The sequence below is a fragment of the Terrirhizobium terrae genome (genome assembly GCF_030323265.1).
In the GTDB taxonomy this organism is placed as follows: domain Bacteria; phylum Pseudomonadota; class Alphaproteobacteria; order Rhizobiales; family Rhizobiaceae; genus Neorhizobium.
The window spans coordinates 3,638,225-3,658,385 of record NZ_CP104992.1 but is presented as its reverse complement, the minus strand read 5'-3'; the positions used below and the strand labels follow the sequence as shown (position 1 = coordinate 3,658,385).

Below are 20,161 nucleotides of genomic sequence, written 5' to 3'. Positions count from 1 at the left end.
CAGGAGGGGACTTGCCGGGAGGCCTAGCATTGACCATCGAAACAATGGGAATGCGTGCAAGGCTGACCAGGAGCCAATAGCGCGGAGGCGAGGAGCATCATGGACGACATCAGCCAGCAGACCGATGTGGGCGGTTCGGGACGGCGCGGGCGCGGCGAACGGGGAGCGGCCGGCAGGCGTGCCGCACGCACGGGCGGCGGTCCCGGCGCATCGCTTCCTATATCACCCGCAAGATCGGCGCGTATGAAGTGCTCGACGAGGCAGGCCTGTCGCTCATCGAGCATAATGCCGATGTGATCCTCGAAGAAATCGGCATCGAATTCCGCGACGACGAAGAAGCGCTCGAACTTTGGGCCGCGGCCGGGGCCGACGTTCGGGGCAGCCGCGTGCATTTTCCAAAAGGACTGTGCCGCGAACTTCTGAAGACCGCGCCGAAGGAATTCACCTGGCACGCCCGCAATCCCGAACGCAGCGTCCATGTCGGCGGCAAGGCAACGATCTTCGCGCCGGTCTATGGACCACCCTTCGTGCGCGACCTCGACGGCAACCGCCGCTATGCCACGATCGAGGATTTCCGCAATTTCGTGAAACTTTCCTATCTGGCGCCGTCGATGCACTCCTCGGGTGGGACGGTCTGCGAGCCGGTCGACGTGCCGGTGAACAAGCGCCATCTCGACATGGTCTACAGCCATATCAAATATTCCGACAAGCCTTTCATGGGCTCGGTAACCGCGCCGGAGCGCGCCGAAGATACGGTCGCCATGGCGAAACTCGTCTTCGGCGACGAGTTCGTCGAGAACAATTGCGTGACGCTGAACCTGATCAACGCCAATTCGCCGATGGTGTTCGATGGGACGATGCTCGGCGCCTTGAAGGTCTATGCGCGGCATAACCAGGCCTCGGTGGTCTCGCCCTTCATCCTGTCGGGTGCGATGAGCCCGGTGACGGTTGCCGGCACGCTGACGCAGATCCTGGCCGAGGTGCTGGCGGGTGCGGCGACGACGCAGCTTATCCGCAAAGGCGCGCCGGTCCTGTTCGGCACATTCGCTGCATCGATCTCCATGCAGTCGGGCGCCCCCACCTTCGGAACGCCGGAGCCCTCGCTCGTTTCCTATGGGGCGGCCCAGCTTGCCCGCCGTCTCGGCCTGCCGTTCAGAACCGGCGGCTCGCTTTGCGCCTCCAAGGTGCCGGATGCGCAGGCAGCACATGAATCGGCCAATACGCTCAACATGACGCTGCTGGCCGGTACGAATTTCGTTCTCCATGCCGCCGGCTGGCTCGAAGGCGGGCTCGTCTCGTCCTACGAAAAATTCATGATCGACCAGGACCAACTCGGCATGATGCAGAAGATGGCCGAAGGCGTTGACCTGTCGGCCGAAGGCCAGGCGCTTGACGCCATCCGCGAAGTCGGGCCGGGAAGCCATTATCTCGGCTGCACCCACACCCAGGCACATTTCCAGACGGCCTTCTACCGCTCTCCGCTCGCCGACAACAATTCGTTCGAGCAGTGGGAGATCGAAGGTTCCAAGCGGATCGAGGATCGCGCCAACGCACTTTGCCGCTCTTGGCTGGATAATTACGAGGCCCCGCCGCTCGATCCTGCGATTGACGAGGCGCTGATCGCCTTCATCAAGGATCGCAAGGATTCGATGCCCGACGCGTTTACTTGAAGAGAGCCCGAGGCCGCCAGGGAGCAAGGCGGCGCCCGGATGGTGGCCGACTTCATCCAGGGAGTGTCTGGCGACCGCACTATGAATACAAGGGCCCTCGTTGAGACGAAGATGAGCGGCCCTTCCTCCCTCTGTCGCGAGATCGAAGCAGCGCTGCATCCGAGCGGCATCCTGCTTCGCGGCACGGCGGATTTTGACGCGGGCGAGGGACCGTTTCTCGCGCATGGCGGGCGGGCCGCCTCCGTCCTCCTGTTCGGCAATGTAGGTGGTTCGATCTGGCCCGCTTTCTCGGAGTGGAGGCAGAGTTACGAGGGGCCACATCCGCTCGACACATGGTCGAAGGAGATCATTCGGCCGCTGGCGGAAAAATACGGCGGTACGGCTTACTTTCCTTCCGATCCGCCCTGGCAACCGTTCCAGCAATGGGCGATGCGGGCTGAGCGGCTGAAACCTTCGCCACTCGGCATTCTCATCCATCCGGAATATGGCCTCTGGCACGGTTATCGCGGTGCAATTGGCTTTCCATGGGCTGTCGGGAGAGACGTCACCATCGGCAGACATGCCTGTGACGTTTGCGAAACCAAGCCCTGCATCACCACCTGTCCGGTTGGTGCGATCGATATCGATCCGGCGAAATTTGCGCTCCGGGACTGTCGCAGCCACCTCCGGACACAGGCGGGCAGGGAAGGCTGCATGGTTTCCGGCTGTCTTGCCCGCAATGCCTGTCCCGTCGGGGCTGAATATCGCTACCCGCCGGAGCAGCTGCGGTTCCATATGGAGAGCCTTGGCTAGGCCGCGTCACAATGGACATTGCGTCCAGGAATGGACGCGCTAAATTGATAAGGCACGACCATATAGAACCACCTGGGAGGAGTGATTTTATGAAGCGGATGTGGCCCAAAGAATTCGACTACGTTCTGGAAAATGCAGAAGAGGTGACGCTTGAGGCGCCAGCATATGTGGGCAAGGATGGTCTGCAGCATGAGGCGATCAATCGGAAAGCGTTGAAAATCCGCATAGCGGAACAGGACTTTCAGCAGATATGGCCGCTTGCCGAAGCGCGCTATCGGCTCGGCGGAACATTTGCCGGCAAGGCCGTGACGCTAATCGCCAACAATCCCCATTATCACAGCTGGCATCCAGCCGATGGCGGCACCGACGATACCGTGTCAGAGAGCGGTACCAAGCACACGGTGAAATATGTGGTTGCGCATTTCCTGCTGGACGATGTGCGGGAACCGGCTGTCGCCGCCTGACGCCTTTCGTCTAGCCAACCGAAGAACTGCTTCCCGCTCAAATGAAGCGGGAGCAGAGGTCAGATCGGCGCCTTTGGATAGGCTCGCTCGAGGCCGCCGGAGCGGGTCAAGCCATCCTTGAATGCCTGGTGTGCCGGGTGCTGGCTGGATTTCGCGGCTTCCGCCAATCGGATCTGCAGACGGTCGGGGGCAGCGTTGCCAAGCCATTCGCCGCATTTCTGCAGTTTGAGCGTATTGAGAAATCGCGCTTCGGAAGCATGGTCGAGATAGAGATGCAGTCCAGCGAGCATCAGGTCGTCGCTCGCCGGATTTTCCATGAGAAGCTTCAGCCAGTTCTGTTTGTCGTCAGAAAGGCCGGTCAATCCCTCGGCCACCGTTTCCCGGCTTCCGATCGGCGATATGCTGCTCATGCTTTTCTCTCCGCTGTCCTTCAGATGCGGCGACGACGGCGTTCTCGGCCTGAATCGCCACCGGATCTCGCTGGCGGTCTTATTGCGGAGCGGGCCGATCTTGTCGACGATTTCCTCGATCGTCGGGCGAGGACGCGGTGTATAACTGTCGAGAGCGACGCGCATTGCCGCCAGATGCTCGCAGGACGTGCCGCAGCAGCCGCCGATGATCTTCGCGCCGGCGTCCCGGGCAAGCCTCGCATATTCGGCCATTAGCGGCGGAGTGCCGGAATAATAGATCTCCGAGCCGCGGAATTCAGGAATGCCGCAATTGCCCTTGACGATGGTGATCGCGTTCGGATCGGCTTCCGTCATGTCGAGCAGCGAGGAGAGGATATCGGATGCGCCGACGCCGCAGTTCGCGCCGACCGCCTCCGGGCCATTTCCGACATCGCTTGCGACCTGATGAATGTCCTTCGGATTGAGCCCCATCATCGTCTTGCCGGCTGTGTCGAACGAACCGGTATAAGTATAGGGCAGGCCGACCTTCGTGGCTGCTTCCGCGGCAGCACGGATCTCGTCCGGCGCAGACATGGTCTCGATCCAGGCGACATCGACGCCGCCAGCCTTAAGGCCCTCCATCTGCTCGACGAAGGCTGCGACAGCATCTTCATAGGACAATGCGCCGAGCGGGATCAGCAATTCGCCGGTCGGGCCGACGGAGCCTGCGACGATGACCTTCCGGCCGGCGCCGTCAGCAACTGCACGAGCGATCTCCGCTGCCCGCTTGTTGAGATCGAATACCCGATCCTGCGCGTGATGGAGCTTCAGGCGATGACGCGTGCCGCCGAATGTGTTCGTCAGGATGATATCGGCGCCCGCATCAACGAAATCCTGATGCAGCTTGGTGATCCGTTCCGGATGTGCCTCGTTCCACATTTCCGGTGCTTCGCCGGCTTCGAGGCCAGCGGAAAACAGGTTTGTGCCTGTCGCGCCATCCGCCAGAAGGACGCCTTTTTCAGCAAGCAGATCGGTCAGGGCATTGGTTGTCGGCATGGCATCCTCCTGAAAATCGTAGAGCAGATATAAAGATTCCTTTATATGCTTTCAACTCAGAGGATAGGCGCCGGCTGCGACGCCGACGCCTCTTGTTACGTCGTTCGTTCGACATCGCGATTATTCGGCTGCCATCCTGGATGCTTCGGAACCGGCCGGCGTCACCATTGCGGCGATCATCGTCTGGAGGTCGAGTGTGCCGATCGGCGTGCCTGCCTCGTCGACGATGGTTGCCTTGCTCTGTCCGCTCTCGGTCATCACCTTGGCAGCGCTTTCCAAAGTCGTGGTCGCCTCGATGCGGGCACCGTCCGCCTGACCATCAAAGGGTGCCATGACGGTCTTAGCCTGGATGACACGGCCGCGATTCACTTCCTTGACGAAGGCGGTGATGTAGTCATCGGCCGGTGACAGGACGATTTCCTGGCCCGTTCCCTGCTGCACGACCTTGCCGTCGCGCAGGATGGCGATCTTGTCGCCGAGCCTCAGGGCCTCGTCGAGATCGTGGGTGATGAAGACGACGGTCTTCTTCAATTCCGCCTGGAGGTCGAGAAGCACGGTCTGCATGTCGACGCGGATCAGCGGGTCGAGTGCCGAATAGGCTTCGTCCATGAGCAGGATGTCTGCGTCGTTGGTCAGAGCGCGGGCGAGACCGACGCGCTGCTGCATGCCGCCTGAGAGCTGGTTCGGATAATGGTTCTCGAAGCCGGCAAGGCCGACCCGCTCGATCCAGTATTGCGCCTTCTTGGTGCTTTCCGAGCGGGAAATGCCCTGGATGTCCAGACCATAAACGGTGTTTTCGATGACGGTCCTGTGCGGCAGAAGCGCGAATTTCTGGAACACCATCGCCGTTTTGTGGCGGCGGAATTCGCGCAGGTCGCGCTCGTTCATGCTGCAGATGTTGACGCCGTCGTAGATGACTTCGCCGGCGGTCGGTTCGATCAGCCGGTTGATGTGGCGGATCAGCGTCGACTTGCCGGAGCCGGACAGGCCCATGACGACGGTGATGCCGCCGGCAGGCATGGAGATGTTGATGTCCTGCAGGCCGAGGACATGGCCGAACTGGGTATTGAGCTCGGCCTTGGACAATCCATTGCGACAGGCCTCGACATGCTCGTGCCCGTTGGGGCCGAAGATCTTGTAGAGGCCTTTGATTTCAATGCCGTGACTAGCCATGGACCACCTCCGAATGACGCTGAAGACGCTTGCCGAAGGCTTGGCTGGTGCGATCGAAGATGATGGCGATCGCGACGAGGGCAAAGCCGTTGAGGAAGCCGAAGGTGAAGAACTGGTTGTTGATCGCCTGCAGCGTGTTGCGGCCGAGGCCGCCGACGCCGACCATGGAGGCCACGACCACCATGGCGAGCGACATCATGATCGTCTGGTTGATGCCGGCCATAATGGTTGGCAATGCCAGCGGCATCTGCACGTTCCAGAGCTTCTGGCCGGGCGAGGAACCGAAAGCATCGGCCGCCTCCAGCACTTCCTTGTCGACGAGCCGGATGCCGAGATTGGTGAGGCGGATCATCGGCGGTACGGCGTAGATCACGACCGCGATCAGGCCCGGCACCTTGCCGATGCCGAAGATGACGACGACGGGGATCAGGTAGACGAAGCTCGGCATCGTCTGCATCACGTCGAGGATCGGGTTGATGACGCCCTGAATGCGGTCGGAGCGGGCCATGAGGATGCCGATCGGCAGACCGATGACGATTGCGATCAGCGTCGAGACGGTGACGATCGCAAGCGTCGTCATCGTGTCTTCCCAAAGACCGAATATGCCGATGAAAACCATGCCGACCGCAGTGCCGATGGTGATGCGGACACTACGGCTGCCGAAATAGACGATCAGCAGCATGACGATCAGCACGACCGTCCAAGGCGAGCTGGTGAAGAGCCGTTCCAGATAGTTCAAAAACCATTGGAGCGGGCGCACAACGATATCGATGACGCTGCCATATTCTCGGACTAGGCCCTTGAAGCCGTCGTCGATCACCTGGCGCGCCTGGCGGATATAGCTGTCGCTGATGGCCGGGAACCTACAGAGGGCTCGCGGCAGGAACTCGCAGATCGCCATGCTTTTCCCCTTTATATATCTGTTCTTCTCTGTATCCGGGCACCGTGCTTCGACATGGCTTTCGGTCACGGCCTGTCACCCGAAGAGGCAGTATCACGAAGCAGTTCCCCGGCCACGTGGCCCACTGCGACATGCGGCAAGGCCTCCGCGACGCATAAGGGGCGGTAATCGCCTACCGCCCCTTGATATCATAGCATCAAAGCGATGCCTTTACCTTTTCGGCCACATCTGGAGCGACCCACTTTTCCCATACTTCCGGCATGGTTTCGAGGAAGTGCTTGGCGGCGTCCTCGTTGGTGCCCTGGTTGTCGGTCTGCCATGCGAGGATCCCGTTGACCGTGGCGTTGGTCCACTTGCGGGCCTTGACGTAATCCATCGCCACGCCTGCCTTGTCGGCGAATTGCTTGGTCACGACGGTGAAGGCTTCCGAGGTCGGATAGGAATTGACCTTTGGGTTGGCGCAATCCGGAACGGCAGTGCACGCATCCCAGTCGGCCTTGTCATGGGGTACGTCGAAGGAGAGCTTCACCATCTCGTACTTGCCGAGGATGGCGGTCGGTGCCCAATAGTAGCCGAGCCAGCCGGTCTTCTTTTCAAAGGCGCTGGCAATCGAGCCGTCGAGGCCCGCAGCCGAGCCGGTATCGACCAGGTCGAAACCCTTCTCCTTGGCGCCGAGCGCCTTGTAGAGATTGGCGGTGGAAACCTGGCAGTTCCAGCCGGAAGGGCAGTTTGTTACGGCAGCCTTCGACGGATCTTCCGGTGCAGGGAAGAGTTCCGGATGGGCAAGCGCTTGCTCGACGGTCTTGATGTCCGGATGGGCGTCGGCGAGGAATTTCGGGATCCACCAGCCCTCGACCGCGCCGTCGGCGAGGATTTCGGCGGCTTCTATCAGGCGACCTTCCTTAACGGCGGCGTCGAGCGGCGTGCGCACGGCATTGACCCAGAATTCGGGGGCCATGTCCGGCTGCGCCTTCTCGTTCATGGAAGTGAAGGTCGGCATCGTGTCGCCCGTGACGAGCTCGACAGTGCAGCCATAGCCTTCTTCTAGGATGATCTTGTCGACATTGGCGGCGACGCCGGCCGAAGCCCAGTTCATTTCAGCGATCGAGATGGAACCACAGTCTGCCTGTGCTGCTCCGGCAAACGCGTAGAGACCGGCTGCGAAGGCAGTGGAAGCAAGGAGTTTTTTCATCGTAAGACCTCCCAGTCTTATTGTTGACAACCAATACGCGGAGCCGGGTTTACCGAAATCCGTTAGCGGATATGTGTCAGGAGCAGCCAGGGCCGCTCCAGTGAAGAGCTGCCGTCCACGTGCATCTTCTTTGCTATCGCGGCTGATGCCTCGGATAGGGCGCATTTGCGTGTCAGCCGGATTACCGTACGGCTTCCATCAAATAAATCAACAGCAGCTGTCAGCGCCGTTGAATCGCGAAATGGCCTTAACTCGTTGGAAGAACGTGTTTTGTAGTGCTCGGAAGGTCTAAAAACGATCAAATGCCGTCAATATGCGCTGTTGTACTTACGGCGATGAGCCGACAATCAGAAACGGCTCGAAAGTCACGCCCGAGATTTGACGTTTAGTAGCCGATTAGCGCCGCGTTTACGCTGCACAAAAAATGTAGTCTGATGAAAAAAGAGGTAGTCGGCGACGATTAAGGCTCTCCGGTCGTCGTCAATAACCATCCGGTAAGGATGTCGCGCTATTGATCTGCCCGCGGACGGATGTCCGTCAGTGGCGCCGGCTTAGGTAAAGCGTACCGGCTGCCCCTTTACCCCGCGCCGTCGCATTCGCGACGCATCTCTCCCGACAGGGGCCGGGAAAGTCCATTTGTTGCTATACTGGAAAGGTCAGCCGAGGTTTGGCGTGCGGGCAAAGCCGATCGCTGTCAGCAGGCGTTCGCTGACGGTCGGGCGGCGATCCCGAGGCGTGCGAGGAGCTTCGGAATTCCAGGCGATCTGAACGCCATTGCTGTTCTTGAAAACATAAAGCATCGGATGTTTCCTCAAGGGCCGCGAGCCGTCTCGTCGACCTCATATTTTAGCGATGCAATACGCTTGGCCGGGGCGCCCCACAACTCAGTCTTCCGCCACTTTATGTCGCAAAAGAGATAGTGCTGCGAATTGCTCAGATGCGATGTTTTCCAGGCACTCTCGGCAGGGGCAGGTTGACTTCGGGTGGACGAGTCGGCACGATGATGTCGCAATGATTATCCAGACAAACCCTAACACGGGCCGGACGCCTCTCAGATCTACGAATCGTCCGGTCTCGTCTGGCTTCAGAATGATCCTCTCCCCATGATCTCGACCGGCAGGACCGTCCTTGTTCTCGGAGGCGCCCGCTCCGGAAAATCCGCCTTCGCGGAAAGGCTGTCGCAGGAAAGCGGGCTGGAGCGGCACTACATCGCCACCGGCCGGGCCTATGACGACGAGATGCGCGAGCGGATTGCCAGGCATCGCGAGGATCGCGGGCCGGCCTGGATCACCCACGAGGTTCCCCTCGAACTGAGCGAGACGCTTGTCGCGATGGACGCACCGGAACGCGTCATCCTGGTCGATTGCCTGACGCTATGGATCACCAATCTCATGATGGAGGATGCCGACATTCCGGCACGCAGCGCGGGACTTGTCGCCTGCCTGTCCCGCTGCAAGGCACGGATCGTGCTCGTGTCCAACGAAGTCGGTCTCGGGATCGTACCGGAAAACAAGATGGCCCGGGAATTCCGCGACCATGCCGGTCGCCTGCATCAGCAGATAGCGGCCGCCGCCGACGAGGTCTTCTTCATTGCTGCTGGCCTGCCGCTTCGGATGAAGGGCTAATTGCGGCTACCAGCCGAGCCAGAGGCGGGCAGGGTGGCTCGGATCGGCCAAGAGCTTCGTCGCCAGCGCAAGACACGACAGCACCAGAAGCGGCTTGATCAGCTTTGCGCCTTTCTTCATGGCGAGGCCCGAACCGATCTGCGCGCCGATGAACTGCCCAAGCCCCATCATCAGGCCGACCTTCCAGAGGATCGAGCCCGTTGCAGCGAAAACCAGAAACGAACCGAAGTTCGAGCCGAAGTTGATCAGCTTGGTGTGGGCGGTCGCCTTCAAGAGACCGAAGCCGGCGAGCAGCACGAAACCCAGCATGTAGAACGAGCCGGCGCCGGGTCCGAACACGCCATCATAAAGTCCGACGATCGGCACCACTGTGAGGCCGAAGACGAAAGGCGTCACTCTCCGGTGACCATCGACATCGGCGAGGTTGGGCTTGAACGCAAAGAACAATGCGATCGCGATCAGCAGGAAGGGGATGGCGGCGGCAAGCATCGATGCAGGTACCAGCGAGGCGAGCAGTGCACCGGCCGCTCCGCCAGCCATTGCCATCACCGCCATCGGCATCTGCTGGCGCAGGTTTATGTGGCCCTTGCGGGCATAGGCGATCGTTGCGGAGGCAGACGCGAACTGCGACTGCAGCTTGTTGGTGGCGATCGCTTCGAGCGGCGGAAGACCCGCGATCAGCAGGACCGGAATGGTGATCAGGCCACCACCGCCGGCAATCGAGATCGACGAAACCGGCAAAGCAGGCGGCAAGGAACAGGAGCAGCAGAAGCTCGAAGGCGATATCTGGCACGGGAGGGCACTCGCGGGGCAGGAAATGCAGGAAAGAGCCGCCTTTTGGCACCGAAGCCGATTGCGGGCAAGAGTACCCACAGCACAATCCGCCAGTCGTGAGCGGCGGGATTGCACCTTGCTGCAATGCGGCTATGGTGCGCGGCCTTAATAGCAGCATCAGCAAAGTTGGACAGGCGCATGCAGAAAGTCATATTCGACACCGATCCCGGCGTGGACGACGCAATGGCTCTTCTCTACCTGCATCGCCATCCCGAGATCGAGCTCGTCGGCGTGACCACCGTTTTCGGCAATGCCGCGATCGAACTCACGACGCGCAACGCACAGTTCCTGCACAAGGAATGGGGCATTTCGGCTCCGATCGCCAAGGGAGCGGGAACCGCATTCGACGAGGCCCGCGATTCCGCTCATTATGCCCCCGCTGTTCATGGCGAGGATGGGCTCGGTAATATCGGCGTACCTTTGGATATCGACCATCCGCTGGACGAGCGTTCGGCGGCCCAGTTCATCATCGACACGGTGAGAGCCGATCCCGGCAAGGTGACGATTGTCGCCGTCGGCCGCATGACCAATCTGGCGCTGGCGCTGAAGGCCGATCCCGGCATCGCGGCGCTGGTGAAGGAAGTGGTGATCATGGGCGGCGCGTTCGACGTCAACGGCAACGTGACGCCGGCAGCCGAGGCCAATATCCATGGCGACCCCGAAGCCGCGGACGCCGTTTTCATCGCACCATGGAAGGTGACGATACTCGGCCTCGACGTAACGATGAAGACACGGATGTCGTCCGACGAGATGGCCGAAATGGTCAAGGCCGGCGGCCCGGATCTGAAGCTTCTTTCCGACCTCTCGCAATTCTACATCGACTTCTATCGTCAGCGCGTCGGCCTCGACGGCATGGTGCTACATGACAGCTGCGCCTGCGTTTATCTCACCGAGCCGCATCTGTTCGATACCCGCACCGGCCCGGTCCGGGTGGTCTGCGGCGGGCTGGCCGACGGCAAGACCATCCAGGCGCCCGATCAGGGGCGCAAGTTCGTCGGCAGCGCCTGGGATGGTGTGCCGAGCCAGATAGTCTGCACCGATGTACGGGCGGAAGGCGTTCTCGACGCGATCCGCGCCGTTCTGGTCGAAGGCCGCGCACCCTGAAAATGCGGCGGGTGAGGGTTAGTCTCCGCCCGCTGCCACTGCCAATCGGTCGAAATCCGGCACGATGACATGACGGTTGTTCTCGATATGGATGATGCCGTCCTTGCGCAGCTTGGTCATCTGGCGGCTGACGGTCTCGATCGTCAGGCCGAGAAAATCGGCGATATCCGCCCGTGACAGCGGCAGGTCGAAGGCGCAGTCGCGGCTCTGGTCCGGTTCCGTGTGGGTGGCGATCAGCACCAGCAGGCTGGCGACCTTCTCGCGGGCGGATTTCCTGCCCAGTGTCAGCATCCAGTCGCGCGCTTCATCAAGCTCGATCAGAGCCTGTTTATGAAGCTTGGCACCAAGCTCCGCCGATTCGGAGATCATGCGTTCGAGCAGTCTGCGCGGCAGGACGCAGAGTTCGGTATCTGTGGCGGCCTCGGCCGTCATCAGGCTTTCGCCAAGGAAGGGCCGCCCCATGAAATCAGGAGCAAATTGCAGGCCGACGATCTGCTGACGGCCGTCCGCCATAATCTTCGACAACTTCACGACGCCGTTCAGCACATTAGAGTAGGACGTCACAAGCTCGCCCTGACCGATCAGCTCGGTGCCGGCTTCGACCGCACGGCGCTGGGAATGCTTGTTGAGTTCGGCGAGCTGTTGCGTGGTCAGGGTGGAGCAGATGCCGCCGTGCCTTGCTTCGCAGGAACGGCAGACGAGCGGGATCTCGTGTGTATCCGGCAGTTTCAGCTGTGCATCCATCTTCCTGTCCTACGATTCGGGCTCCCCTCCGTGGTTTGACCTTGGTTCACATGACGTTCTCTTGCTTGATCCAGGTCAAAGTCGCGAAAATATTCCCCGGCTACCTCTGGAGCCGCAGAAAAGAGGTGCGCGATGAACGAGAGGCTGCTTGCTAAATATTCCGGTGCGGTACCGCGCTATACGAGTTATCCGACAGCCCCTCACTTTCACAGTGGGGTGAATTGCGACATCTATTCGCAGTGGCTGTCCGAACTCGGCCAAGGCAACAGCCTGTCGCTCTACCTGCACATTCCCTATTGCGACCGGCTCTGCTGGTTCTGCGCCTGTCATACCAAGCAGACGCTACGCTACGAACCGATCACCGCGTATCTGAAATCGCTGCGAAAAGAGATCGCAACTGTAGGTGCAAAAGTCGGCCCCGGCGCCAAAGTCACAGCCATCCATTTCGGCGGTGGTTCTCCGACCATGCTCAAGCCCGAGGACATGGTCGATCTGATGGTCTGTCTGCGCGCCTCGTTCGACATGGCGGACGAGGTGGAGATCAGCGTAGAGATGGATCCCAACGATCTCGACGACGCCCGCTATAACGCGCTGGCCGCGATCGGCCTGACGCGTGCGAGCCTCGGCGTGCAGGACTTCGATCCCGTCGTGCAGAAGGCGATCAACCGGATCCAGACCTTCGAGCAGACAAAGTCGGTGGTCGACGCCGTGCGGGCGAGGGCGTGACTTCGGTCAATTGCGATGTCCTCTATGGATTGCCGCATCAGACGCTGGAGAGTGTGGACCGCACGCTCTCGAACATCCTGTCGCTGTCACCGGATCGTGTGGCCCTGTTCGGCTATGCCCATGTGCCATGGATGAAGAAGCACCAGACGATGATCCCGGAATCGGCGCTGCCCGATTTCACCGCGCGGTTTCAGCAGAGCACATTCGCTAGCGAAAAGCTGCTCGCGGCGGGTTACGAGGCGGTCGGCATCGATCATTTCGCCAAGCCCGACGATTCGCTCGCCATCGCGGCGCGCAACGGACGCCTGCGGCGGAATTTTCAGGGCTATACGACCGACAGTGCAGACGCGCTGATCGGGCTTGGTGCATCTTCGATCAGTCAGCTGCCGCAGGGCTATATTCAGAACATGCCCGCGACGGGCGAATATCAGCGCATGGCCGAAAGCGAAGGGCTTGCGGCTTTCCGCGGCGTGGCGTTCTCGGAGGATGACCGCGTGCGTGCCTATGTCATCGAACGGCTGATGTGCGATTTCGGCTTCGACTTCCTGCCGTTGCGGGCGCTTTTTTCCGATGGGGCAGATGACGTGATCGCCGAGGCGAGAGCCTTCGCCCGCCAGGACCGCGACGGCATCTGTCAGGTGAGCAACAGAGCATTCCGCATAACGACGGACGGGAAGCCCTTCGCGCGGACCATCGCTGCCGTTTTCGACCGCTATTTCAATACCGGCCGGGGGCGGCATTCCATCGCAGTGTGAGGAAAACTGCTGTTTCGACTGCTGTTTGGGCAACAGTTTCGGTGCAAATTCGGGCTTCGAAAAACGAAGCCATTGGCATTTGGAACCGTTTTCCCTATGTGGAACTCTGATTTACATATTCTTCAGAGGACATGGGCGTGACCGCTACATTCGACAAAGTTGCCGACATCATTGCTGAAACCAGCGAAATCGACCGCGAGACCATCACTCCGGAAAGCCACACGATCGATGACCTCGGTATCGACAGCCTGGACTTCCTCGATATCGTCTTTGCGATCGACAAGGAATTCGGCATCAAGATCCCGCTCGAGCAGTGGACCCAGGAAGTCAACGAGGGCAAGGTTTCGACCGAGGAATATTTCGTCCTCAAGAACCTCTGCGCCAAGATTGACGAGCTGAGGGCGGCCAAGGGCTGACGCCCTGCCGTAAGCCCTCATGCTGCTCGAATATTTCCAGATGATCGATCGGGTGGAAACGCTCGATCTCAGCGGAAAGACACTGAAGGCGCGGTCGACCGTGCCGGCAAAGAGCCCCGTTTTCGAGGGGCACTTTCCCGGCATGCCGCTCGTGCCCGGCGTGCTCCTGATCGAAACCATGGCGCAGGCCTCGGGCATGCTCGTGCTCGCCGCCACCAATTTTGCCGCCATGCCTTTCCTGATGTCGGTCGATGGCGCCAAGATGCGCGCCTTTGTCGAACCGGAGGCGGTTCTCGACATCGAAGCCTATCTGGAGCATGAAGGCTCGGGCTATGCCGTGACCAAGGCGAAGATCTCGTCTGCCGGCAAGAAGGTCTGCGACGCGCAGCTCAAGCTGCGCACCATGCCGTTTACGGAAATTCCGCTGGCGCCGATCGTGCGCAAGCGCGCCGAAGAAGTCGGCCTTGTGGCCGCGATGGAAGCCGGCGGCTGAAGCCGCCCGCTAACCTCCGCAAAGAGGACAGTTATGAAGTCTGACAATGATGTTGTGATCACCGGCGTCGGGATCGTGACCTGCCAGGGCGTCGGCAAGGATGCGCATGTCGCGTTCCTGTCGCAGCCGGCGGTCGGCGCACCGAAGGTCGAAGTCGAACGCTTCAAGCCCTATCCCATCCATCCCATGCCTGAAATCGACTGGTCCGCGCAGATCGCCAAGCGCGGCGACCAGCGGCAGATGGAGAACTGGCAGCGCCTGGGTGTCTTCACCGCAGGTCTGGCGCTCGATGACGCAGGCCTCAAGGAAAACGCGGAAGCCTGCGCCTCGATGGACATGATCGTGGCTGCCGGTGGCGGCGAGCGCGACATAAAGGTCGATCTCGCTGATCGCCGACGAAGGTCTGAAGCGCAACGACCGCGACGTGTTGCTCAACGAAAAGCTGACGACGGAACTGCGTCCGACGCTGTTTCTGGCGCAGCTTTCCAACCTCATGGCCGGCAATATCTCGATCGTCCACAAGGTGACGGGATCGTCGCGCACCTTCATGGGCGAGGAATCGGCCGGCATTTCCGCCGTTGAGACGGCCTTCCACCGGATCAAGGCCGGCCAGTCGAGCCACAGCCTCGTCGGTGGCGCCTTCGTCGCCGAACGCGCCGACATCATTCTGCTGGTCGAGGGCATTTGTGCCCATGCGACCGGTGAGTGGGAAGCGCTCTGGTCCCGTTCGCCCGATAATGGCGGCGGCATGATCATGGGTTCGGTCGGTGCATTCCTCGTGCTCGAATCCCGCGCCCATGCCGAAGCGCGCAGCGCCCATATTTACGCGACGATCGACGCGGTCGAAGGCGATCGCGGCAATCGCGACGACGGACGTCTTGAAAAGCGCCTTTCGCGTCTGTCCGAGGTTGGCTCCACACTCAACGCTGCCGACACGGTCGTGTTTTCCGGCGCAAGCGGTCTGGTGGACCTTTCGGCTCGTGAGAAGACGGTTCTGGAACAGGCTTTCCCGGGTGCTGCCATCCGCGGCTTCGGCGGCGTGACCGGCCATGGCATGGAAGCGCAGTTCCCGCTCGGTCTGGCACTCGCGGCCCTGGCGCTCGACGGCAAGAGCAATGTGCCCGCATTTGACGGCAAGAACGAACAAGCCATGTCGAAGCCTGCCGCCCATGCGGTGGTGACAACTGTCGGCTATACGCGCGGCGAGGGCGTTGCAATCCTCTCGACCGACGCCTGAAGGAGCGAAGCATGAGTGACAACCGCTTCAAGGATCATCTCGGACGTCCGCTCGTCGCCGTGACCGGCATGGGTGTGATCACTTCCCTCGGACGGGGGCTGACCGACAACTGGGCAGCGCTGACCTCAGGCACGTCGGGCATCCACAAGATCACCCGCTTCCCGACCGAAAAGCTCTCGACCCGCATCAGCGGCACCGTCGATTTCATCGCGGTTCCGGCAAACAACGCGGTCGAGCGTTCCTTCGCCTTCGCCCGCGAGACGACCAAGGAAGCGCTGGCGCAGGCCGGCCTGTCAGGCGATTTCGAAGGTCCTCTGTTTCTCGCGGCTCCTCCGGTCGAACCGGAATGGGAAGACCGTTTCGCGCTCGCAGATCGCGCGCCGCCGCCGAGCGTCGAGGGCGATGCCTATGATCGTTTTCTCACCGCGATGCGCGAGCGTCCTGACCCGGTCTTCCTCGAAGCCGTACAGTTCGGTTCGATCTCCGAGCGTCTCGCCGACACTTTTGGCACGCGCGGATTGCCCGTGACGCTGTCGACAGCCTGCGCGTCTGGCGCCACCGCGATCCAGCTCGGCGTCGAAGCTATCCGTCAGGGCCGCACGGACAAGGCGCTCGTTGCCGCGACCGATGGCTCGGTCAGCGCCGAGGCTCTGATCCGCTTCTCGCTGCTCTCGGCTCTGTCGACCCAGAATGATCCGCCGGAAAAGGCGTCCAAGCCGTTCAGCAAGGACCGCGACGGCTTCGTCATCGCCGAAGGCGCCGCAACGCTGGTCCTGGAATCGCTGGAATCGGCGATCGCCCGCGGTGCAAAGGTGCTCGGCATCATCAAGGGTCTCGGCGAAAAGGCCGACCACTTCCATCGCACACGCTCGTCACCGGATGGTGGCCCGGCGATCGCAACCATCCGCGCGGCGCTCGAAGATGCGGGCATGGACGAAGGCGGTATCGGCTATATCAATGCGCATGGTACCTCGACACCGGAAAACGACAAGATGGAGTATGGCTCCATGCTCGCCGTCTTCGGCGACAGCCTGAAGAGCATTCCGGTCTCGTCAAACAAGTCGATGATCGGCCATACGCTGACCGCGGCGGGTGCCGTCGAGGCGGTATTCTCGATCCAGACGATGCTGACCGAGACCCTGCCGCCGACCATCAACTACACCAATCCCGATCCGACGATCGAGCTGGATGTGGTGCCGAATACGAAGCGCAGCGGCTCGCCCAAGGCAGTTCTTTCCAACTCCTTCGGCTTCGGCGGCCAGAACGCCAGCCTTGTCATGACGCGGGAACCGGTCTAAAGGCCAGCGCGATCTGGAAGGAGCGGCCCTCACTTGCTCCCTCAGCCCTGTGGCCCTAGGGCTCTGCCCACGGAATGTCACAGGGGTCCAGCAGCGCCGCGTCTGCGGCGCGAAGGAGTCTTTTCAGCCCAAGGATTTGGGCTGGCTGGATTCCTGTGACAAGCACAGGAATGAGGGATCCTACGACAAGGAAACGAAAACATGCGCGCGCTGCAACTGATCGATGACCGCAAGCTCGAAGCCGTCGATATTCCCGAGCCCGAAGCTCCGGGCCCGGGCGAGGTGACGTTGCGCGTCAAGGCCGTGGCGCTGAACCATATCGACGTCTGGGGCTGGCGCGGCATGGCATTCGCCAAGCGCAAGATGCCGCTGACGATCGGTGCTGAAGCATCCGGCGTCGTCGAGGCGATCGGTCCCGGCGTCTCCAACGTGCTGCCCGGCCAGCTCGTATCGATCTACGGTGCGCGTACCTGCGGCCTCTGCAAGCCCTGCCGCGAAAAGCGTGACAACCTCTGTGAAAACGTATCCGGCGTTCACGGCTTCCATCTCGACGGCTTTGCCCAGGAAAAGGCGAACCTGCCGGCGCGTCTGCTGGTTCCGGCACCTCCGGGCGTCGATGCCGTCGCCGCCGCCCTTGCGCCGGTCACCTTCGGCACCGTCGAGCACATGCTGTTCGACAATGCCAAGCTCGAGGCGGGAGAGACCATTCTCATCCATGCAGGCGGCTCGGGGATCGGCTCGGCGGCTATCCAGCTTGCCAAGAAGACCGGCTGCACCGTCATCACTACCGTCGGTTCGGACGACAAGATCGAGGGGGCCAAGGCGCTCGGCGCCGACCACGTCATCAACTACCGGACCGACCGCTTCGAAGGCGTGGTCCGCAAGCTGACCAAGAAGAAGGGCGTCGATGTCGTGTTCGAGCATGTCGGCAAGGACACGTTCGCCGCCTCGATGTTCTGCCTGAAACGCGGTGGACGACTGGTGACCTGCGGCTCTACCTCGGGTGTCTCGACCGATGTCAACCTGATGATGCTGTTCCAGCAGCAGCTGAAACTGCTCGGCTCCTTCGGCTGCCGCATGGAAAACATGGCCGACGCCATGCAGAAGATGGCGCGGGGCATCGTGCATCCGGTCATCGATACCGAAGTTGCCTTCGACGAGATCTACAAGGCGCTCGAGCGCATGGAGAGCCGACAGGTCTTCGGCAAGATCGTCCTGCGGATGGACTGACACACGTGAAGATGTTCATCACCCGGATTGTGCTGGCGCTCAGGAACTTCCAGCAATGGCTGGTGGCACAGGCGACCTTCGGTCTCCTGAATTCCCTGAAGATCCTGCCGGCCGATCCGGCCATCCGATATGCCGACCGCTTCGCCCGTTTCCTCGGGCCAAAGCTCTGGCGTCACAAGCTGATGATGACCAATCTGCGCAATGCTTTCCCGGAGAAAGCTGAAGCGGAGCTTGAAGAGATCGCTGTCGCCAGCTGGGGACATATGGGGCGGCTCGCGGCCGAATATGTCTTCCTCGACCGCTTGTTCGATTTCGATCCCGAACAGGATAAGCCGGGTAGGGTGGAGGTGTCGGGCATCCCGATCTTCCTCGATCTGCGTGACAATCCGCGGCCGTTCATCGTCTTTACTGCCCATACCGGCAATTTCGAATTGCTTCCCGTCGCCGGCAAGGCATTTGGCCTTGAAGTGATGGTGCTGTTCCGGCCGCCGAACAATCCCTATATCGCCGAGAAGGTCTTCTCCTTCCGCTCCTCTCGCATGGGGCAGCTCGTTCCCTCGCATGCCGGTTCGTCTTTCGCGCTGGCGCGCAGGCTTGAGGCCGGGGGCGGGGTCGGCGTGCTGGTGGACCAGAAATTCCGCAAGGGTCTCTTGACGCTGTTCTTCGGTCGACCGGTCAAGACCAATCCGCTGCTTGCCAAACTCGTCCGCCAGTTCGATGCTGACGTCTATCCGGCGCGCTGCATAAGGCTACCGGACAACCGGTATCGGCTTGAGATCGAGCCGAAGATAGAATTGCCCCGCGACGCCAAGGGCAATCTGGACGTCCAGGGGACGTCGCAGGTTCTCAACGACAAGGTGGAGAGTTGGGTTCGCGAATATCCAGAACAATGGCTCTGGTATCACGACCGCTGGCACATCAAGAAAGAAGTCGAACGCTGAGTGCCGCTCTTTGCCTTGCACACTCCCGCTATGGTAGATTAGGCGAATATTTGCGTCGCAACTTGATAAATTGTTTAGCCAGAATCGTGTTTGATCGGATCAGTATAGTCTTCAATTGGAAGACGCCGCTTCTCGCATCTTCGGAGAGGGGTCAGTTGTGAAAGCATTAGTTGATCTGTTCTGGGCCAAGTATGGCGATCTTCGCCAGGCGGTAGAACGTGAGGATGATGACGCCGTGGAGCGGCTCGATCGCGAGCTAGATCCTTTGATCAAGGCTATTCTCAGTGGTCAGGGGCAACAGGATCAGGCTGCGATCCGCATCCAGTTCCGCTTTGCTCTCGATCTTCTCAACGAGGAAGCCGATGACCGTGGCTGCGTTAGGCGCAATGCGCATTTGCTGCAGATGCTGGTGGAACGCTATCTGGTAACCGACCAAAGCCTGTCCTCTCCGACCGAGAACGCATCCGACGACACGACCGGGCCGCCGGATGTCGCCCAGGCGATTGTCGATGGTTCGCTCGACGATTCCCTCCTCAACAAGCTGCCGGAACGGGTTGTCGTTGTCGCGCCGGGATACAGGATCTTCTATTCGAACGAGACGAATGCGCGGCGGATGGAAATGCCCCGGGAGGAGCTGATCGGGCGGCATTTTGCCGAGTTCGTCGGCCTGCATCATTTCCGGCACGACCTGCAGCCGAGCCTCGATCGCTGTTTCGAAGGCGACAACGTGACGCTGACCTACGCGGACAAAGTGGAAGGGCAGACCGTGGTCGTGCATTGCCGCATGTCGCCGATCACCCGCTCTTCGACATTGATCGGCGCACTGGTCGTGATGCAGGAAACGTCCGACCGCAGGCGCCGCCCTGCCGCCTGATGTAGTTCCGGCCAAAACAATCAGTCGCTGATGCCATGGGGTCGGCTCTCGGAGCTGAGTCCCTAGCCCATTTTCAGCGGTCGTCTGCTAGATCTCCCCAAAGTAAAAAGCGGCGAGGCGCGCGCTTTGCTGTGCCGGATCACTCTTGATTCAAGTCAAGGCGATCATCGCTGGCTGCTGCCATTTCTCCAGTTGATCGCGGCGGTGCGAGGGCAGGGGATTCGTTGTTCGGGCACCACCGCGGCGT

General features: G+C 60.8%; 16 protein-coding genes and 5 pseudogenes. 13 read left to right on the top strand and 8 right to left on the bottom strand.

All coding sequences use genetic code 11. The annotated features are described in order from the left end of the window. Positions 1–99: 99 nt before the first annotated feature. The 3 genes and pseudogenes from N7E02_RS26080 to N7E02_RS26070 all read left to right on the top strand — a co-directional run bounded on the left by N7E02_RS26080 (position 100) and on the right by N7E02_RS26070 (position 2,926). Positions 100–1,670 (top strand): annotated as a pseudogene (locus N7E02_RS26080) (trimethylamine methyltransferase family protein). Positions 1,671–1,781: 111 nt separating this feature from the next. Beyond that, complete coding sequence (locus N7E02_RS26075; RefSeq protein WP_286580609.1) at positions 1,782–2,462, top strand: 4Fe-4S dicluster domain-containing protein; 681 nt, start codon at positions 1,782–1,784, stop codon at positions 2,460–2,462. A gap of 98 nt (positions 2,463–2,560) precedes the next feature. Continuing rightward, on the top strand, positions 2,561–2,926 hold the full coding sequence (locus tag N7E02_RS26070) for a hypothetical protein (RefSeq protein WP_286584046.1): 366 nt from the start codon (positions 2,561–2,563) through the stop codon (positions 2,924–2,926). 59 nt (positions 2,927–2,985) lie between these two features. Here N7E02_RS26070 and N7E02_RS26065 read toward each other — a convergent pair whose 3' ends face one another. The 6 genes and pseudogenes from N7E02_RS26065 to N7E02_RS26040 form a co-directional block, all read right to left on the bottom strand. Then, positions 2,986–3,336: a hypothetical protein gene (locus N7E02_RS26065; RefSeq protein ID WP_286584045.1), complete on the bottom strand. Its 351-nt coding sequence runs from the start codon at positions 3,334–3,336 to the stop codon at positions 2,986–2,988. 20 nt (positions 3,337–3,356) lie between these two features. Next, positions 3,357–4,371, bottom strand: a pseudogene (gene bmt / locus N7E02_RS26060) (betaine--homocysteine S-methyltransferase). Between the two features lie 120 nt (positions 4,372–4,491). Next, positions 4,492–5,544: a quaternary amine ABC transporter ATP-binding protein gene (locus N7E02_RS26055; protein ID WP_286580608.1), complete on the bottom strand. Its 1,053-nt coding sequence runs from the start codon at positions 5,542–5,544 to the stop codon at positions 4,492–4,494. Further along, on the bottom strand, positions 5,537–6,445 hold the full coding sequence (locus tag N7E02_RS26050) for an ABC transporter permease (RefSeq protein WP_286580607.1): 909 nt from the start codon (positions 6,443–6,445) through the stop codon (positions 5,537–5,539). The genes N7E02_RS26055 and N7E02_RS26050 overlap by 8 nt, the downstream gene beginning before the upstream one ends. Positions 6,446–6,641: 196 nt before the next feature. Beyond that, complete coding sequence (locus tag N7E02_RS26045) at positions 6,642–7,637, bottom strand: ABC transporter substrate-binding protein (protein WP_286580606.1); 996 nt, start codon at positions 7,635–7,637, stop codon at positions 6,642–6,644. Between the two features lie 656 nt (positions 7,638–8,293). Beyond that, positions 8,294–8,437: a hypothetical protein gene (locus N7E02_RS26040; RefSeq protein WP_286580605.1), complete on the bottom strand. Its 144-nt coding sequence runs from the start codon at positions 8,435–8,437 to the stop codon at positions 8,294–8,296. Positions 8,438–8,740: 303 nt separating this feature from the next. Between N7E02_RS26040 and cobU the strand changes: the two genes are divergently transcribed. After that, positions 8,741–9,262, top strand: coding sequence for a bifunctional adenosylcobinamide kinase/adenosylcobinamide-phosphate guanylyltransferase (cobU, locus tag N7E02_RS26035; protein ID WP_286580604.1), 522 nt, complete (start codon positions 8,741–8,743; stop codon positions 9,260–9,262). Between the two features lie 6 nt (positions 9,263–9,268). Here cobU and N7E02_RS26030 read toward each other — a convergent pair. Continuing rightward, positions 9,269–10,055: pseudogene (locus N7E02_RS26030) on the bottom strand (TSUP family transporter). Positions 10,056–10,234: 179 nt separating this feature from the next. Here N7E02_RS26030 and N7E02_RS26025 point away from each other — a divergent pair. After that, positions 10,235–11,200 (top strand): nucleoside hydrolase, encoded by a 966-nt coding sequence (locus tag N7E02_RS26025; RefSeq protein ID WP_286580603.1) that lies wholly within the window; start codon positions 10,235–10,237, stop codon positions 11,198–11,200. 18 nt (positions 11,201–11,218) lie between these two features. Here the strand turns inward: N7E02_RS26025 and N7E02_RS26020 are convergent, their stop codons facing one another. Beyond that, positions 11,219–11,944: a Crp/Fnr family transcriptional regulator gene (locus N7E02_RS26020; RefSeq protein WP_286580602.1), complete on the bottom strand. Its 726-nt coding sequence runs from the start codon at positions 11,942–11,944 to the stop codon at positions 11,219–11,221. Between the two features lie 132 nt (positions 11,945–12,076). Here N7E02_RS26020 and hemN point away from each other — a divergent pair. The 8 genes and pseudogenes from hemN to N7E02_RS25980 all read left to right on the top strand — a co-directional run bounded on the left by hemN (position 12,077) and on the right by N7E02_RS25980 (position 19,914). Then, a pseudogene (gene hemN, locus N7E02_RS26015) lies at positions 12,077–13,425 on the top strand (oxygen-independent coproporphyrinogen III oxidase). A 131-nt stretch (positions 13,426–13,556) separates the two neighbouring features. Beyond that, positions 13,557–13,841: an acyl carrier protein gene (locus N7E02_RS26010; RefSeq protein WP_003495848.1), complete on the top strand. Its 285-nt coding sequence runs from the start codon at positions 13,557–13,559 to the stop codon at positions 13,839–13,841. A 19-nt stretch (positions 13,842–13,860) separates the two neighbouring features. Beyond that, positions 13,861–14,334 (top strand): 3-hydroxyacyl-ACP dehydratase FabZ family protein, encoded by a 474-nt coding sequence (locus N7E02_RS26005; protein WP_286580600.1) that lies wholly within the window; start codon positions 13,861–13,863, stop codon positions 14,332–14,334. A gap of 33 nt (positions 14,335–14,367) precedes the next feature. Further along, positions 14,368–15,571: pseudogene (locus N7E02_RS26000) on the top strand (beta-ketoacyl-ACP synthase). 11 nt (positions 15,572–15,582) lie between these two features. Beyond that, positions 15,583–16,869, top strand: a complete 1,287-nt coding sequence (locus N7E02_RS25995) for a beta-ketoacyl-ACP synthase (protein ID WP_286580599.1) — start codon at positions 15,583–15,585, stop codon at positions 16,867–16,869. A gap of 201 nt (positions 16,870–17,070) precedes the next feature. Then, entirely contained in the window at positions 17,071–18,099 is a 1,029-nt protein-coding gene (locus N7E02_RS25990) for a zinc-binding dehydrogenase (RefSeq protein WP_286580598.1), read from the top strand. Between the two features lie 5 nt (positions 18,100–18,104). After that, entirely contained in the window at positions 18,105–19,040 is a 936-nt protein-coding gene (locus N7E02_RS25985; protein ID WP_286580597.1) for a lipid A biosynthesis lauroyl acyltransferase, read from the top strand. A gap of 157 nt (positions 19,041–19,197) precedes the next feature. After that, a complete protein-coding gene (locus tag N7E02_RS25980; protein WP_286580596.1) occupies positions 19,198–19,914 on the top strand; it encodes a PAS domain-containing protein in 717 nt (238 codons plus the stop codon). Positions 19,915–20,161 lie beyond the last annotated feature (247 nt).

Bases quoted from the DNA above. Each gene is read 5' to 3' on its own strand.
- N7E02_RS26020 (WP_286580602.1), bottom strand. From the start codon at position 11,944: ATGGATGCACAGCTGAAACTGCCGGATACACACGAGATCCCGCTCGTC.
- N7E02_RS26050 (WP_286580607.1), bottom strand. From the start codon at position 6,445: ATGGCGATCTGCGAGTTCCTGCCGCGAGCCCTCTGTAGGTTCCCGGCC.
- N7E02_RS26025 (WP_286580603.1), top strand. From the start codon at position 10,235: ATGCAGAAAGTCATATTCGACACCGATCCCGGCGTGGACGACGCAATG.
- N7E02_RS25995 (WP_286580599.1), top strand. From the start codon at position 15,583: ATGAGTGACAACCGCTTCAAGGATCATCTCGGACGTCCGCTCGTCGCC.
- N7E02_RS25990 (WP_286580598.1), top strand. From the start codon at position 17,071: ATGCGCGCGCTGCAACTGATCGATGACCGCAAGCTCGAAGCCGTCGAT.
- cobU (WP_286580604.1), top strand. From the start codon at position 8,741: ATGATCTCGACCGGCAGGACCGTCCTTGTTCTCGGAGGCGCCCGCTCC.
- N7E02_RS26005 (WP_286580600.1), top strand. From the start codon at position 13,861: ATGCTGCTCGAATATTTCCAGATGATCGATCGGGTGGAAACGCTCGAT.
- N7E02_RS26040 (WP_286580605.1), bottom strand. From the start codon at position 8,437: ATGCTTTATGTTTTCAAGAACAGCAATGGCGTTCAGATCGCCTGGAAT.
- N7E02_RS26075 (WP_286580609.1), top strand. From the start codon at position 1,782: ATGAGCGGCCCTTCCTCCCTCTGTCGCGAGATCGAAGCAGCGCTGCAT.
- N7E02_RS26065 (WP_286584045.1), bottom strand. From the start codon at position 3,336: ATGAGCAGCATATCGCCGATCGGAAGCCGGGAAACGGTGGCCGAGGGA.
- N7E02_RS26070 (WP_286584046.1), top strand. From the start codon at position 2,561: ATGTGGCCCAAAGAATTCGACTACGTTCTGGAAAATGCAGAAGAGGTG.
- N7E02_RS26055 (WP_286580608.1), bottom strand. From the start codon at position 5,544: ATGGCTAGTCACGGCATTGAAATCAAAGGCCTCTACAAGATCTTCGGC.
- N7E02_RS26045 (WP_286580606.1), bottom strand. From the start codon at position 7,637: ATGAAAAAACTCCTTGCTTCCACTGCCTTCGCAGCCGGTCTCTACGCG.
- N7E02_RS26010 (WP_003495848.1), top strand. From the start codon at position 13,557: ATGGGCGTGACCGCTACATTCGACAAAGTTGCCGACATCATTGCTGAA.